The 14,407-nt window shown below is 63.8% G+C and carries 11 protein-coding genes; 6 read left to right on the top strand and 5 right to left on the bottom strand.

Annotation, left to right across the window (positions count from 1 at the left end; translation table 11 throughout):
• Positions 1-140: 140 nt before the first annotated feature.
• From C1949_RS18715 to C1949_RS18695, 5 genes are read right to left on the bottom strand one after another with little or no spacing between them, the layout of a single operon-like run.
• On the bottom strand, positions 141-1,178 hold the full coding sequence (locus C1949_RS18715; RefSeq protein WP_229744509.1) for an AbrB family transcriptional regulator: 1,038 nt from the start codon (positions 1,176-1,178) through the stop codon (positions 141-143).
• The gene (locus C1949_RS18710; protein WP_104739891.1) at positions 1,171-2,679 is read right to left on the bottom strand and encodes a tripartite tricarboxylate transporter permease; all 1,509 of its coding nucleotides are present in this window, start codon (positions 2,677-2,679) and stop codon (positions 1,171-1,173) included. Before C1949_RS18710 ends, C1949_RS18715 begins: the two co-directional genes overlap by 8 nt.
• 2 nt (positions 2,680-2,681) lie before the next feature.
• Positions 2,682-3,140 (bottom strand): tripartite tricarboxylate transporter TctB family protein, encoded by a 459-nt coding sequence (locus tag C1949_RS18705; protein WP_104739890.1) that lies wholly within the window; start codon positions 3,138-3,140, stop codon positions 2,682-2,684.
• 58 nt (positions 3,141-3,198) lie between these two features.
• Complete coding sequence (locus C1949_RS18700; RefSeq protein ID WP_104739889.1) at positions 3,199-4,179, bottom strand: Bug family tripartite tricarboxylate transporter substrate binding protein; 981 nt, start codon at positions 4,177-4,179, stop codon at positions 3,199-3,201.
• A gap of 51 nt (positions 4,180-4,230) precedes the next feature.
• Positions 4,231-5,493, bottom strand: a complete 1,263-nt coding sequence (locus tag C1949_RS18695; protein WP_104739888.1) for an OprD family porin — start codon at positions 5,491-5,493, stop codon at positions 4,231-4,233.
• 205 nt (positions 5,494-5,698) lie between these two features.
• On the opposite strand from C1949_RS18695, the gene C1949_RS18690 reads away from it, so the two are divergent.
• The 6 genes from C1949_RS18690 (at position 5,699) to C1949_RS18665 (ending at position 14,121) form a co-directional block, all read left to right on the top strand.
• A complete protein-coding gene (locus C1949_RS18690; RefSeq protein ID WP_104739887.1) occupies positions 5,699-6,367 on the top strand; it encodes a response regulator in 669 nt (222 codons plus the stop codon).
• 80 nt (positions 6,368-6,447) lie between these two features.
• A complete protein-coding gene (locus C1949_RS18685; protein WP_104739892.1) occupies positions 6,448-7,770 on the top strand; it encodes a sensor histidine kinase in 1,323 nt (440 codons plus the stop codon).
• A gap of 313 nt (positions 7,771-8,083) precedes the next feature.
• Positions 8,084-9,214 (top strand): thiolase family protein, encoded by a 1,131-nt coding sequence (locus C1949_RS18680; protein ID WP_104739886.1) that lies wholly within the window; start codon positions 8,084-8,086, stop codon positions 9,212-9,214.
• 97 nt (positions 9,215-9,311) lie between these two features.
• Positions 9,312-10,424 carry an efflux RND transporter periplasmic adaptor subunit gene (locus tag C1949_RS18675; RefSeq protein ID WP_104739885.1) on the top strand — a complete coding sequence of 371 codons (1,113 nt, stop codon included), beginning with the start codon at positions 9,312-9,314 and terminating at the stop codon, positions 10,422-10,424.
• A gap of 1 nt (position 10,425) precedes the next feature.
• Positions 10,426-13,524 carry an efflux RND transporter permease subunit gene (locus tag C1949_RS18670; RefSeq protein WP_104739884.1) on the top strand — a complete coding sequence of 1,033 codons (3,099 nt, stop codon included), beginning with the start codon at positions 10,426-10,428 and terminating at the stop codon, positions 13,522-13,524.
• Between the two features lie 33 nt (positions 13,525-13,557).
• Complete coding sequence (locus tag C1949_RS18665; protein WP_104739883.1) at positions 13,558-14,121, top strand: TetR/AcrR family transcriptional regulator; 564 nt, start codon at positions 13,558-13,560, stop codon at positions 14,119-14,121.
• Positions 14,122-14,407: the final 286 nt, after the last annotated feature.

The raw sequence follows: 14,407 nt of genomic DNA, 5'->3' as shown, positions 1-14,407 counted from the left end.
TAAAAGGCGAAAGGCTGACTCAAACATGACGCAGATTTCGAGCAATATTGTTGACGTTCAGGCAGCACGGCCACGGCATGCCGTGGCCCTACGTTGGCTGGGCAGGCGGCCCTCCCTTGGCCCTACGGCAGAGATGAGCGCTATTTCTCCGGCCAAACCCTCTGCCACACCCGAAACACCGGCTCCGCCAAAAACATCACCAAAAACAACCGCATCACCTGCAACGCCGTCACCAGCGCCACCGACAGCTGCAGCGCGTCAGCAGTCAGGCACAGCTCGGTGATGCCGCCGGGCATCATGCCGAGCATCAGGCTGGTACGGTCGACGCTGCCGAACTGGGCGAGTAGCAGCGCGGCAGCGGCGGCGGTGAGCATCGCCAGCACGGTAAAGCTGAACACCCGCAGCAGAAAGGCAGGAGCCTTGCGGAAGAAGGTGCGGTCGAAGTGACAGCCCAGCGCGCTGCCGATCAGCCACTGACCAGCGGCGCTGGTACCGGGCGGCAGGGCAATCTCGATATCCAGCAGCACGCCGGCGCTGGCGCAGACAATCAGCGGGCCGAGCATCCACGGGTTGGGTTGGCGCAGGCGGCGCATCAGCAGGGCCAGCAGCGCGCCGAGTGGAATCAGCCAGGCCAGGGTCGGCAGGTCGGTGGGCAGCGGCGCGGGTGCGCTGACCGCCGGCAGGCCCCAGGTGAACAGCGCCGGTATCAGCAGTACCACCATCAGCAGACGCAGGCTGTGGGCGGCGACCACGTTGGCGATGCCTGCGTTGTGGCGTGCGCCGATTACCGCCATCTCGCTGGCGCCACCGGGCATGCTGGAGAAGAAGGCGGTCGCGCGGTCATAGCCGGCGCCGGTCAATAGGCGGATGCCGATCAGGCTGAGCAGAAAGGTGCTACAGGCGCCCAGCACGATCAGGCCCAGATGGTTGATGATCTGGGCAAAGACGGGGGTAGTGAAATGCAGGCCAATAGCGCAGGCGACGAGCAACTGGCCGGTCTGGCGTGAGCCCGGTGGCGGGCTGCATTGCCAGCCACTGCAGCGCAGCAGGATGACCGCTACCAGCGAGCCGGTCATCCAGGGTAGCGGCCAGCCGGCGAGGCTGGCGAGTAAACCGCCTAGCGCACCGGTCAACGGCGCGCTGAGGTAGCGCACTGCGCTAAACAGTCGCTCAGGCACTGGTCAGCGCAGCACTGCGCTTGGTGCGGTAGCGGCGCCAGAACGGCAGCGCCACCATGGCAGCCACCAGTACCCAGAGGCCGATGGTGATCGGGCTGGAGAACAGGATGCCCAGATCGCCGTTAGAAATCGACAGCGCGCGGCGCAGGTTGCTCTCCATCATGTGACCGAGGATAAAGCCCAGCAGCAGCGCCGACAGCGGGAAGTCCAGCTTGCGCAGCAGGTAGCCGAACAGGCCGATGGCGATCATCAGGAACAGGTCGAAGGTGGTCGCATGGACCGCGTAGACACCAATCGAGGTGATGATGGCGATGGCCGGCACCAGGGTCCAGCTCGGCACCGCGAGTATGCGGGTGAACACCTTGATCAGCGGCACGTTCATCACGATCAGGATGATGTTGGCGACGAACAGCGAGGCGATCAGACCCCAGACGATGTCTGGCTGATGCTGGAACAGCAGCGGGCCGGGGGTGATGTTGTACAGGGTCAGCGCACCGAGCATCACCGCAGTGGTGCCGGAGCCCGGAATGCCGAGGGTCAGCATCGGAATCATCGAGCCGCAGGCCGAGGCGCTGTTGGCGGTTTCCGGCGCGGCCAGACCGCGCAGATCACCATTGCCGAAGCGGCCCTTGTCACCGGCCAGACGCTTCTCGGACATGTAGCTCACTGCGCTGGCGAGGGTTGCGCCGGCACCTGGCAGCACGCCGAAGATAAAGCCGAGCACGCCGCTGCGCAGGTTGGTCGCCAGTACAAAGGCGCCTTCCTTGAGGTTGAACAGCATGCGCCCGCTGGCCTTGGCCGCAACCTGACCGTGATGGGTGCGCTCCAGCAACATGAGGATCTCGCTGACGCTGAACAAACCCAGCACCAGCACCACGAACTGGATGCCGTCGGACAGGCCGAGGCTGCCGAAGGTGAAGCGGTAGACGCCGCTATTGGCGTCGATGCCGATGCAGGCGAGCATCAGGCCGATCAGCACCGCCACTGCGGTCTTGATGGGCTTGTCACCAGCCATACCGGCCAGACAGACAATCGCGAAGACCATCAGCATGAAGTACTCGGCCGGCCCAAAGGAGACGGCCCATTGGGCCAGCAGCGGGGCAAAGATGGTCACCCCGATGGTGGCGATTAAACCGCCGATGAACGAACTCCAGGCCGAGATCGACAGGGCAATGCCGCCCTTACCCTGCTGGGCCAGTGGGTGGCCGTCGAGGGTGGTCATCACCGCTGAGGCTTCGCCCGGAATGTTGAGCAGAATGGAGGAAATACGGCCGCCGTATTCACAGCCGAGATACACCGAGGCGAGCAGAATCAACGCGGTTTCCGGTGGCAGACCGAGGGCAAAGGCGACCGGAATCAGTAGTGCAACGCCGTTGATCGGGCCAAGGCCCGGCAGCAGGCCGACGATGGTGCCGATGGTGGTGCCGGCGAGTGCGGTCACCAGGTTGTTCGGGCTCAGGGCAACGTCGAAGCCCTGGCCAAGGTAAGAGAGGGTATCCATGATCAGATCTCCAGGGCGCTGAGTACGCCGAGCGGCAGGGGGACTTCAAGCAGACGGTCGAACAGGAAATACAGACCGACCCCGAGGATCAGCGCCAACGCACCACTGGCCAGCCAGCGACCACCGAACAGGCGAGCCATGCCCAGGGCAAACAGGATGCTGACCGGGATGAAGCCGAGGCGCTCGAACAGCGCAGCCAGTGCCAGCATCAGGCCAAGGCAGACAGCGGCCTTGATCAGCATGGCGCGATTCAGCGGCGGTTCGTCGGATTCGCTGCTTTCCAGGTTGGGCTTGGCCAGCAGTATCAGCGCGCCGAGCGCTAGCAGAATCAGCAGCATCAACGGGTAGGCCCGGGGGCCGACAGGCTCGTAGGAAAAGGGCGCTTGATAGCCCCAGGCAACAAATCCCAGGCACAGACAAACCAGCAGCAGACACGCCGCAAACAGACGTTGGTAAAGCATGGTGTGATCCTCGCGAACGCAGCACACACCCGTGGCCGGGTGCGTGCTGGCAGGTCGGTTACTGGGTCAGGCCGAATTCGCCAGCCAAGGTCTTGTATTCGGCAACGTGCTCGCGGACATAGGTCTCGAGCTCAGCGCCGGTGAGGGCGAAGGGGAACAGTTCGCGTTGCTCGCGCAGGGTGGCGAACTCGTCGGAGGCGAGCAGGTGCTCGAAGGTGTCTTTCCACCAGGCGAAGTCTTCATCACTGACTTCCGGCCCCATGTAGAAGCCACGGATGACCGGCCAGCTGACGTCATAACCCTGCTCACGGGCGGTCGGGATGTCTTTGACGATGTCACCGGTAAGGCGTTCATCAGCAAGCACGGCGAGGATGCGCATGTCACCGCTTTCAACGTGCGGCATGGAGTCGGAAATATCGGTGCTGGCGACCTGAATGTGGCCGCCGAGCAGCGCGGTGGCCAGCTCGCCGCCGCCTTCCATTGCGACGTAGCGCAGGCTGCGCGGATCAATGCCGGCAGCACGGGCGACCAGCGCAGTTTGCATCCAGTCCTGACTGCCGACGGTGCCGCCGGAGCCGATGACCACTTTGGATGGATCTTTGCGCAGTGCGTCGACCAGTTGGTCGAGGGTTTGGAACTCGGAGTCGGCGCGCACGGCGATGGCGCCGTAGCTGGTGCCAACCGCGGCCAGCCATTTGACTGCATTCTCATCGAAGCGGCCAAATTTGCCCTGGGCCAGGTTCAGCAGCGAACCGGTCGAAAAGGCGGTGATGGTGCCGGGCTCGTCGGGGCGTTGCGCAACTACGGCGTTGTAGGCGACCGCACCGATTCCGCCTGGCATATAGGTAACGCGCATCGGGCGCGAGAGGTACTTGCCCTGCAGCAGTGCGCTCTGCGCCAGCTTGCAGGTCAGGTCGAAACCGCCGCCGGGGGAAGCCGGGGCGATACATTCGGGACGGGACGGCTCATCAGCCTGGGTGTAGCCAGCCAGGCCGAAGCATAGGGCGATCAGCAGGGCAGAACGGATTGTCGCTTTCATGGTGGTTGTCCTCATGGCGTCATTCTAGGCGATTGTCGGGTTGCGCTGCGCTTACCAGATCGGGAAGGCGTAGCTGACAATCAGGCGGTTCTCGTCGGCATCGCGGGCAAAGTCGGAGCGGTAGCTCGCATTGCGCCAGCGCAGGCCGAGATTTTTCAGTGCGCCGTCCTGGAACACGTACTGCAGCTCGGTGTTGCGCTCCCATTCCGAGCCGGTGCCACCGGCCGCCGGCTTGGCGTCGTCACCGCTGATATAGCGGGTCATGAAGCTCAGGCCGGGGATGCCGACAGTGGCAAAGTCGTAGTCGTAACGCAGCTGCCAGGAGCGCTCGTTGGCTTCGGCAAAGTCGTTGATCTGCACGAAGTTGACGAGGTACGGGTTGCTGCCGTCGATGTAGGGGAAGGCGCTGTCGCCGCGCATTTTTTGCGCGGCTGCGCTCACTTCGTGACCGTTCAGCGCGTAGCCGATGCGGCCCTGCCAGGCTTGGTTGTCGATCCGACCGGCGCGGGCGCTGCCCTGCTCGTCGGATACGGCGACCCGCAGCTCGGTGCTCAGCTCACCGGCACCCAGAGTGGCGCTGTGGTTGAGACCGAAGAAGTGTTGGCGGTAGATGTCATCCAGTTGTGCCAGATAGTAACTAGCCGCCAGGCCGGAGTTGAACTGGTAATTCAGTCCGGCCCAATCAAGATGGTCAGCCGAGAAAGAACCACCGAAACGGCGATTCTTGTTGTTCAGGGCCAGGTCCTCGGCATCGGTAGAGTCCCGGTCAGTGGCTCTGGTGAGACGGCCGAGATCAATGCGGAAGTTGTCGAATTCGTTAATGTTTACCATGCCGCCACGGAAGGTCTGCGGCAGGATGCGGCTGGTGTTGGGCTGCAGGATCGGCAGCTTGGGCATCAGCGTACCCAGCAGCAGTTCGGACTCGGAGTAGCGGGCCTTGGCGGTCAGGCCAAGCTTGCTGTATTCATCGGCGGCGCGGCCGTCATCGTGGGTCGGCAACAGGCCGGTACCGGTGCGATCCGGGCTGGAGTCGAGCTTGATGCCGAGCATCGCCTTGGCGTCGAGGCCAAAGCCGACCGGGCCATCGGTGTAACCGGACTTGAGGTCGAGAATGAAGCCCTGACCCCACTCATCACGCTTGGATTGGCCGGTGCCTTCGCGGAAGTCGCGGTTGAAGTAGATGTTGCTGGTGCTCAGCTTGGCGCTGCTGTCTTCGCTGAAGCCGCTGGCCTGGGCCAAGGGTGTGAGCAGCAGGCCGGAGGCGGCCAGCAGGGCGGCAGACAGGCTGCGCCGTGGGATGAATACGGTATGCATCAGGTGTACTCCGATGTTGTTCTTGTTTGCGTTTTACGCCTACGGTGGGTGACCGTCGGGCGATGCTAAAGAGCCAACCTTTCACCAACCTGTCATCCGGCAGGTGGGTGAGCGAAGCGACAACAGACCCTGCGCAATCCGCGCTGTCGCGCGCCCACAGGCGGTGTAAACTCGGCCCATTCGACCCCTGCGAGAGAGAACGGCAGTGCGCATTCTGCTGGTAGAAGACGATCCCGAACTGGCTGACAGCCTGACCCGCGCGCTCAAGAGCGGTGGCTGGACGGTGGACGCGCTGCACGACGGCGTGGCTGCTGACCTGGCCCTGCGCAGCGAGGATTACGCTCTGGCGATTCTCGATGTCGGCCTGCCCCGGCAGGACGGATTCGAGGTGCTGAGAAAGTTGCGCGAGCGGGGTCAGACGTTGGCGGTGCTGATGCTCACCGCCCGTGGCGAGGTGGCCGACCGGGTGCGCGGGCTGAACCTGGGCGCCGATGACTATCTGGCCAAACCCTTCGAATTGAGCGAGCTGGAGGCGCGGGTCAACGCCCTGTTGCGCCGCAGCCTGATGGGCGGCGAGCGCCAGCAGCAATGTGGCGAGCTGATCTACGATCTCAACGACCGCCGCTTCAGCCTGCGCGGTGACGTGCTGACTTTGCCGTCGCGCGAGCACGCGGTGCTGGAAAACCTGATCGCCCGCCCCGGCCGGCTGATGAGCAAGGAGCAACTGGCTGGCAAGGTGTTCGGGCTGGATCAGGACGCCAGCCCGGAAGCCATCGAAATCTATATCTCCCGACTGCGCCGCAAGCTCGATGGCAGCGGCGTGCGCATCGTTACCTTTCGTGGCCTGGGCTATCTGCTGGAGGCCGAGGCGTGACACTGGGTGTCGGCACCTCGCCTGTCGGCAACCCTGCCGGCAGCTTGCGCGGGCGGTTGCTGCGACGGCTGGCGCTGGTGATGTCGATTCTGTTGCTGATCGGCAGCTCGGTGGCCTACTGGAACGCCCGCCTTGCGGCGGATACCGCCTATGATCGCTCGCTGCTGTCGTCGGCCCGGGCAATCGCCGAGCGGCTTTATAGCGCAGACGGCGAGCTGGCTGTCGAGGTGCCCTACGTGGCACTCGACAACTTCGCCTACGACATCACCGGCCGACTCTACTATCAGGTGCTGGACTTCAACGGTCAGCCTATCTCCGGCTATGAGGACCTGCCCGCCGCCGGCCCCCTGGTGCCGATGACCCAGGACTATCCGGCCCTGGCGCGCTTCTACGATGCCGACTATCGCGGCGCCGAAGTGCGCGTGGTCAGCCTGCTGCAGGCAGTGAGCACCAACACGGCCAGCGGAATGGCCGAGATCCGCGTGGCGGAAACCCGCGAGGCACGCGACCGCATGGCCGCCAACCTGCTGCGCCAGTCGCTGATCAACCTGGGGATGCTGGCGGTCAGTGCGCTGGTGTTGGCGTGGCTGGCGGTTACCGCGGCGCTGCGCCCGTTGCAGCGCTTGCGGCACGATGTCTCTGAGCGGCGCAGCGATGATCTGCGGCCCATCGAGACCGACGGTCTGCAGCGTGAGGTTAGGCCGCTGGTCAACGCCATCAACCACTTCACTGGGCGTCTGCGCGAGAACTTCGAGCGCCAGCGTGACTTTATCGCCGAAGCGTCGCACGAGTTGCGCACGCCGCTGGCGGCGCTAAAGGCGCGGATCGAGCTGGGGCTGCGTTCCAGTGAGCCGGAAGCCTGGCGGCAGGCGCTGCGTGAAGCCGAGGCCAGTACCGACCGCACCATCGGGCTGGCCAACCGGCTGCTGTCGATGGCGCGGATCGAGCGTGGCGCGCGGGCGGTGGCTGAGGGCAGCGCCGAACAGGTGGCACTGGCACCGCTGGCGCAGGAGCTGGCTCTTGCGTTGGTGCCGCTGGCCCACGCGCGCAACATTGAGCTGGCACTGGAGGTCGAGCAGGCGTTCGACGTTTGGGGCGAGCCGACCCTGCTGCAGGAGCTGCTCGGCAACCTGATCGACAATGCGCTGCAACACACCCCTGACGGCGGCTTGGTAACCCTGCGGCTGCGTGGCCCGGCGCTGGTTGAGGTGGAAGACACCGGTCCCGGCATCCCGCCCGAGGAGCGCGAGCGGGTGTTCGAGCGGTTTTACCGCCAGAGCCCGGCAGGCACCGGTCTGGGGCTATCGATCGTTGGTGAGATCTGCCGCGCCCATCGTGCTGAGATCAGCTTGCATGAGGGGGCTGAGGGCGGGTTGTTGGTGCGGGTGAGTTTTTTGGTTTAGTGAGCGTTGTTGGTTTTTTGCGCCGTCTCCTGACTTGCCTTTCGCCTTTTACGGCGAGTCGGGGGAAGTGCTTGTCCATTTCGCCCGGCAGTCCATAGGACATCACAACTGCACGGCCCTGCGGGTCCGTGCAAACGTCGGGTGCTTCACCCGCTTCGCTTGGGAATGTCACTCAGGACGCACTGCGTCTGCTCGCGCCCCATCGCACTGCATAAACCCCTTTTAAATTATGGTTGACATTTAAATGCATTTATTTAAATTATGACCATAATTCAAAAGGCGCTAGCGCCCTCTTTCTCCAAGGAGCACTGCCATGACCTCCATCGTGATTGCCGGTTATTTGCGTTCACCCTTCCAGTTCGCCCGCAAGGGAGGGCTGATCAACCTGCGCCCTGACGATCTCGCCGCTCAGGTACTGCGTGGTCTGGTCGAGCGGCTGGATCTGGACCCTGCTCTGCTGGAAGACGTGATCATGGGGTGCGCCTACCCCGAGGGTGAACAGGGCACCAACGTCGCACGTATTGCCAGCTTTCGTGCCGGCTTCCCCGAGACGCTGGGCGGCGTGACGGTTAACCGCTTCTGCGGCTCGTCGATGACTGCGATCCACTTTGCCGCCGGGCAACTGCTGCTCGGCGCCGGTGAGGCCTATATCGCCGCCGGGGTCGAGTCGATGACCCGGGTGCCGATGGGCGGCTTTACCCCCTCGCCCAATCCGACCCTGCTGCAGCAGTTCCCCGAGGTTTATATGGCGATGGGGCATACCGCCGAGGAAGTGGCGCGGCGCTTTGATGTAAGCCGTGAGGATCAGGATGCGCTGGCGGTGCTGTCGCACAGCAAGGCCGCCAAGGCGCGTGACGAGGGTCTGCTGGCGGATGAAATCGTGCCGGTCACCACACCGGATGGCGTGGTCAGTGAAGACGGTTGTATTCGTCCGGGGACCAACATGGAGGCGTTGGCTGGCCTGAAACCGGCCTTTGGCGGGGTTGTCACCGCCGGTACTTCCTCGCCGCTGACCGACGGCAGCGCCGCCGTGCTGGTTTGCACCGAAGACTTTGCCCGGCGCCACAATCTGCCGATGCTGGCGCGCATCAAGGCGACGGCGGTGGGTGGCTGCGCACCTGAGATTATGGGGATGGGGCCGGTTGAGGCGACACGTAAAGTACTTGCCCGCGGCGGTCTGACAATCAATGATGTCGACCTGATGGAAATCAACGAGGCGTTTTCCAGCCAGTCACTGGCCTGCTTGCGGGAACTGGGCATGCCGCTGGAACGCGTCAACCTGGACGGTGGCGCGCTGGCGCTGGGGCACCCGCTGGGTGCGACCGGCGCGCGCATCACTGGCAAGGCGGCGGCGCTGCTCAAACGCACCGGCGGCCGTTACGCGGTCGCAACCCAGTGCATTGCCGGTGGTCAGGGGGTAGCGACGCTGCTGGAAGCAATCTGACAGGCAGTTGAAAAGCTGGCTGCCTCGCCGGCGCTTTTAAACGCCTGTCTGAATTCAGATAACAACAGGGCCGGTAGTTGGCCCGCAGGGAGAGAACATGACGTCTGCAGCCAAGCTGGCCGTGCTGGTAGGAATTCTGGGTGGATTGCTCGGATGCCGCGAGGAAGCGGCGCCCGTAGCCGACAACAGCGAGGCGCCGGCGCGGCTGGTGTTGTCGATGGAGGTTCATCCGGTTACCAGTGATGGTGCCCTGTTTACTGGCGTCGTGGCCGCCCGTACCGAAAGCGAGTTGGGCTTTCGGGTTGCCGGTGAGGTGATCGAGCGACGCGTCGATCCCGGCGACCGGGTCAAGCGCGATGATGTTTTGCTGGTGCTGGATGTGGACGACTTCGAACTGGCCCTGCGCGCTGCCCGCCAGCGGGTGCGTTCGGCCGAAGCCTCGGTACGTCAGCTGCAGAGTGATGAAAAACGCTATCGCCAACTGGCCGATAATGGCGCGGTCTCGCGTCAGGCGCATGATCAACTGGTAACCGAGCTGCGCGTCGCCGAAGCTAACCTGGCCTCGGCCCGTGCCGACGCCGCGCAGGTAGAAAATCGCCGTGGCTATTCGACGCTGACCGCCGATGCCGATGGTGTGATTACCGAGGTGCTGGTTGATCAGGGGCAGGTGGTCGCTGCCGGTCAGGTGGTTGCCCAACTGGCCCATAGCGGTGCCCGCGAGGCGGTGATCAATATCCCGGAAACCCAGCGTGGGTTGGCGAGCGGCACGGCGCAGGCATTCCTGTTCGGGCATCCTGACACGCCGCTTGGCGCGACCCTGCGCGAACTGTCGGCGGTGGCTGACCCGATCACCCGGACCTACCGTGCACGGTATGTGCTGGAGACCGCGGGGGAGCCGCTGCCGATCGGCTCGACGGTGAGTATTCGTCTGCAGGACAGCCAGAGCACGCCGCAGCTGCGGGTGCCGCTCGGCGCGCTGCTGGATCAGGGGCACGGCACTGGCGTCTGGGTCATTGATGGCGATAACCGGGTACGCTTTACCCCGGTTGAGGTGGCTCGCCTCGGGCAGGAGTTTGCCCTGCTGAGTGGTGGTCTGGAAGACGGGCAGCGGGTGGTCGCTCTGGGCGCCCACCTGTTGCATGAAGGTGACGCGGTGAAACTGTTGCCCGAAGGCCAGCTGGCCGGGACCGAAGCAGCGCGGAGCCTGTGATATGAGCCGTTTCAATCTGTCTGCGCTGGCGGTCCGTAACCCGGCGGTGACGCTGTTTCTGATTATCGCGATTCTGTTGTCCGGGGCCTTTGCCTTCGGCAAGCTGGGGCGCGCCGAAGACCCGTCCTTTACCGTCAAGGTGATGACCATTACCGCCGTCTGGCCAGGCGCAACCGCACGGGAAATGCAGGAGCAGGTCGCCGACCGGCTGGAAAAGCGACTGCAGGAGCTGGACTACTACGACCGGGTGGAAACCACCGCGCAGCCGGGCTTTGTGTCGATGAAGGTGCAGTTCCTCAATTCGACCCCGCCGGCGCTGGTGCCCGAGCTGTTCTACCAAACCCGCAAGAAGCTCAGTGACGAGGCGGCGAGGTTGCCCAATGGTGTCTCCGGGCCGTTCTTCAACGACGAATACAACGACGTCTATTTCGCTCTTTACGCACTGGAAGCCGGGCAACTGCCGCACCGTCAACTGGTGCAGCTGGCTGAACGCATGCGCCAGGATTTTCTGCAGCTGCCGGGGGTGAAGAAGGTCAACATCCTCGGTGAACAGGCGCAGCGCATTTACGTCGAATTTTCCTATCAGCGGCTGGCAACCCTGGGGCTGACGCCGGAGCAGATCTTTGCCGCGCTGGCGCGGCAGAACGCGGTGGCGCCGTCCGGATCGGTCGAAACGTCGGGGCCGCGGGCCTATATCCGTCTCGACGGGGCCTTCGACAGTCTGGAGCAGATCGAGAATGTGCCGGTGGTCGCCAACGGGCGAGTCCTGCGCATCGCTGATGTCGCCGAGGTGCGCCAGGGCTATGAGGACCCGCCGAGCTACCGCATTCGCCATCAGGGCGAGTCGGCGCTGATGCTCGGCGTGGTCATGCAAAAGCATTTCAACGGCCTGGAACTGGATCGTTCGCTGCAGGCGGAAGAAGCGCGGGTGCGGCAGAACCTGCCGTTGGGTATCGAGTTCACCAAGGTGTCGGACCAGGCCAGCAAGATTCGCAACGCGGTTGACGAATTCATGCTCAAGTTCTTCGTTGCGCTCGGTGTAGTGATGCTGGTCAGCCTGCTGGCGCTCGGTTTCCGGGTCGGGCTGGTCGTGGCTGCTGCGGTGCCGCTGACGCTGGCGGTGGTGTTTGTGGTGATGATGATGACCGGTCGCGAGTTTGACCGCATCACCCTCGGTGCGCTGATCCTGTCGCTCGGTCTGCTGGTGGACGATGCCATCATCGCCATTGAGATGATGGTGGTGAAGCTGGAAGAAGGCATGGATCGGCTAGGTGCGGCAACCTACGCCTGGTCGTCTACCGCCGCGCCGATGCTGACCGGCACGCTGGTGACCATCATCGGCTTTCTGCCGGTGGGGTTCGCTCGCTCCGGCGCGGGGGAATACGCCGGCAATATCTTCTGGATCGTCGGCTTTGCGCTGATTGCGTCCTGGGTGGTGGCAGTGGTGTTCACGCCCTACCTCGGGGTGAAGATGCTGCCGAACATTGCCGCCAAGCCGGGTGGGCATGACGCGCTTTACGATGGCCCGTTCTACCAGCGTCTGCGTTCCACCGTGCTGTTCTGCGTGCGGCATCGCTGGTTGGTTACCGGCCTGGTCTTGGCAGCGTTTGTACTCTGCGTGATGGGCATGAAGGTGGTGAACAAGCAGTTCTTCCCCAACTCCGACCGCTCCGAGGTGATCGTCGAGGTTTACATGCCGCCGGGCACCGCGTTCAAGAACACCGAGGCGGTGGTGGATCGGGTCGAGCAGGCGATTATGGCCGAACCGCAGACGCTGATGGTTGACTCCTACGTGGGGGGCGGCGCGCCGCGCTTCTTCCTCTCGCTCAACCCCGAGCTGCCGGATGCAGCCTTCGCCAAGCTGATCGTGCAGACCACCGATGCGCACACCCGTGATGCGCTGATTGCCCGGCTGCGCGAGCGGGTGAGCGCCGGCGAGTTTCCGGAAGCGCGGGTGCGGGTGACCCAGCTGGTGTTCGGGCCGCCGGTGCCCTTCCCGGTGGTGTTCCGGGTCAGTGGGCCCGAGCTGGGGCCGCTGCGCACGATTGCTGATCAGGTGCGCGCCCGGGTTGAGGCCAATCCGCTGACCCGCGATACCTTTATCGATTGGGGCGAGAAGGCCAGCAGCTACCGTCTGCAGCTGGATCAGGACCGTCTGCGTCTGCTTGGCTTTACCCCGGCGCAGGTCAAATCGCAGGTCAACGCCCTACTCTCCGGCAACCCGATTACCGAGGTGCGTGAGGGCACTCGCACGGTATCGGTGGTGGTGCGCGCGGTCGATGCGCAGCGGCAGAATCTGGGCCACATCGAGGACCTGACCATCACCAACGATGCCGGTCAGGCGATTCCGTTGCGCCAGGTCGGCAGCTTCCAGCCGGTCATGGAAGACCCGATTCTGCGCCGCCGTGACCGCGAACTGACCTTCGAGGTGCGCGCGGATATCGTTGCCGGCACCCAGCCACCCGATGCGGCCATGGCCGCCTACCGCGACCTGGCCGATCTGGTAGACACACTGCCGGCTGGCTACCACATCACCATCGGTGGTCCGGTGGAGGAAAGTGCGATTGCCAACAAGGCGCTGGCGGTGCTGTTCCCGATCATGATCCTGCTGATGCTGGTGGTGATCATGTTCCAGGTGCGCTCGTTTGGGCTGATGTTCATGGTCTTTGCCACCGCGCCGCTGGGGCTGATCGGCGCGGTGCCGGCGTTGCTGCTGTTCAACCAGCCGTTTGGCTTCAACGCGATTCTGGCGCTGATCGGCATTGGCGGCATCCTGATGCGCAATACGCTGATCTTTACCGACCAGATCCAGCAGAACCAGCACGCGGGCATGGCGATCCGCGAAGCCATTATCGAGGCGACGGTGCGTCGTGCCCGGCCGGTGGTGCTCACTGCTCTGGCTGCGGCGCTGGCGTTTATTCCGCTGACCTTCTCGGTATTTTGGTCGTCGCTGGCCTTTGTGCTGATTGGCGGGGTAACCATGGGCACCCTGCTGACGCTGCTGTTCCTGCCCGCGCTCTGTGCGCTGGTGCTGGAGCGCAAAGCGCGTTCGTCGGCTGAGTTGGAACCGACAGAGGCGAGCACCGGTCAATCGGTGTAAGATTATGACCGGCATTCAATGTTAGGAGGCGTCATGCGCTATTCAGAAGACCACAAGGCCAGAACCCATCAGCTGATTCTCGATGAGGCGGCGCGCCGGTTCCGCCGTGATGGCGTTGGCGCGACTGGCCTGCAACCGTTGATGAAGGCGCTGGGCCTGACCCACGGTGGCTTCTACGCGCATTTCAAATCCAAGGACGAACTGGTGGAAAAGGCCCTGCGCCACGCGGTCGACAACTTGAAGACCTCGCTGGCGATGCACACCGGACCGGACGTACCGCTCGCGGCGCTGCTCGATACCTACCTGTCTGACGGGCATCGGGCCAACCCCGAGCAGGGCTGCCCGCTGCCGACTATCTCTGCCGAACTGGGCCAGCGCGGCCAGCAGAGTGAGATTACCGACGAGGTGGTGGAAGACCGGCTGGACAATATCGCCAGCAAGCTGGAAGGCGACGACAGCCGTGCACAGGCCATGCTGGTGCTCTCGGCGATGGTCGGCGCGCTGCTGCTGTCGCGTAGCGTCAAGGATGAAGCCCTGTCTGCCGAGCTGCTACAGAGCACTCGTGAGCAGCTGAAGGTGCTGACTGAGTCGGCTTGATTCGTAGGTGCTAAATGAAAAGCCCCGCTAGCAATAGCGGGGCTTTTTGCTTTTTCAACTAACTGTCCGAGTAACGCTAAACACGCGACTGCGTGGGCAGACTGCCAAATGCTCTGATGGTGGAGTGTGCACAGAATCCAGTCCCGTTTACGCGGGCGAGTAGCGCAGGCCTGACGGGAAAAAGAGTCATAGGATGTCTGAGGAGCGTAGCGACGAGTTTTATGACTCCCCGTCAGGCCGAGCAACGCAGCGAACCCGCAGGGCCGCGTAGTCGGGTGCCCCGGGG

Origin of the sequence: Halopseudomonas oceani (genome assembly GCF_002903165.1) — a bacterium.
Classification (GTDB): Bacteria; Pseudomonadota; Gammaproteobacteria; order Pseudomonadales; family Pseudomonadaceae; genus Halopseudomonas; species Halopseudomonas oceani.
The sequence above is the reverse complement of the archived record's forward strand: the minus strand, read 5'-3'. Positions and strand labels throughout refer to the sequence as shown.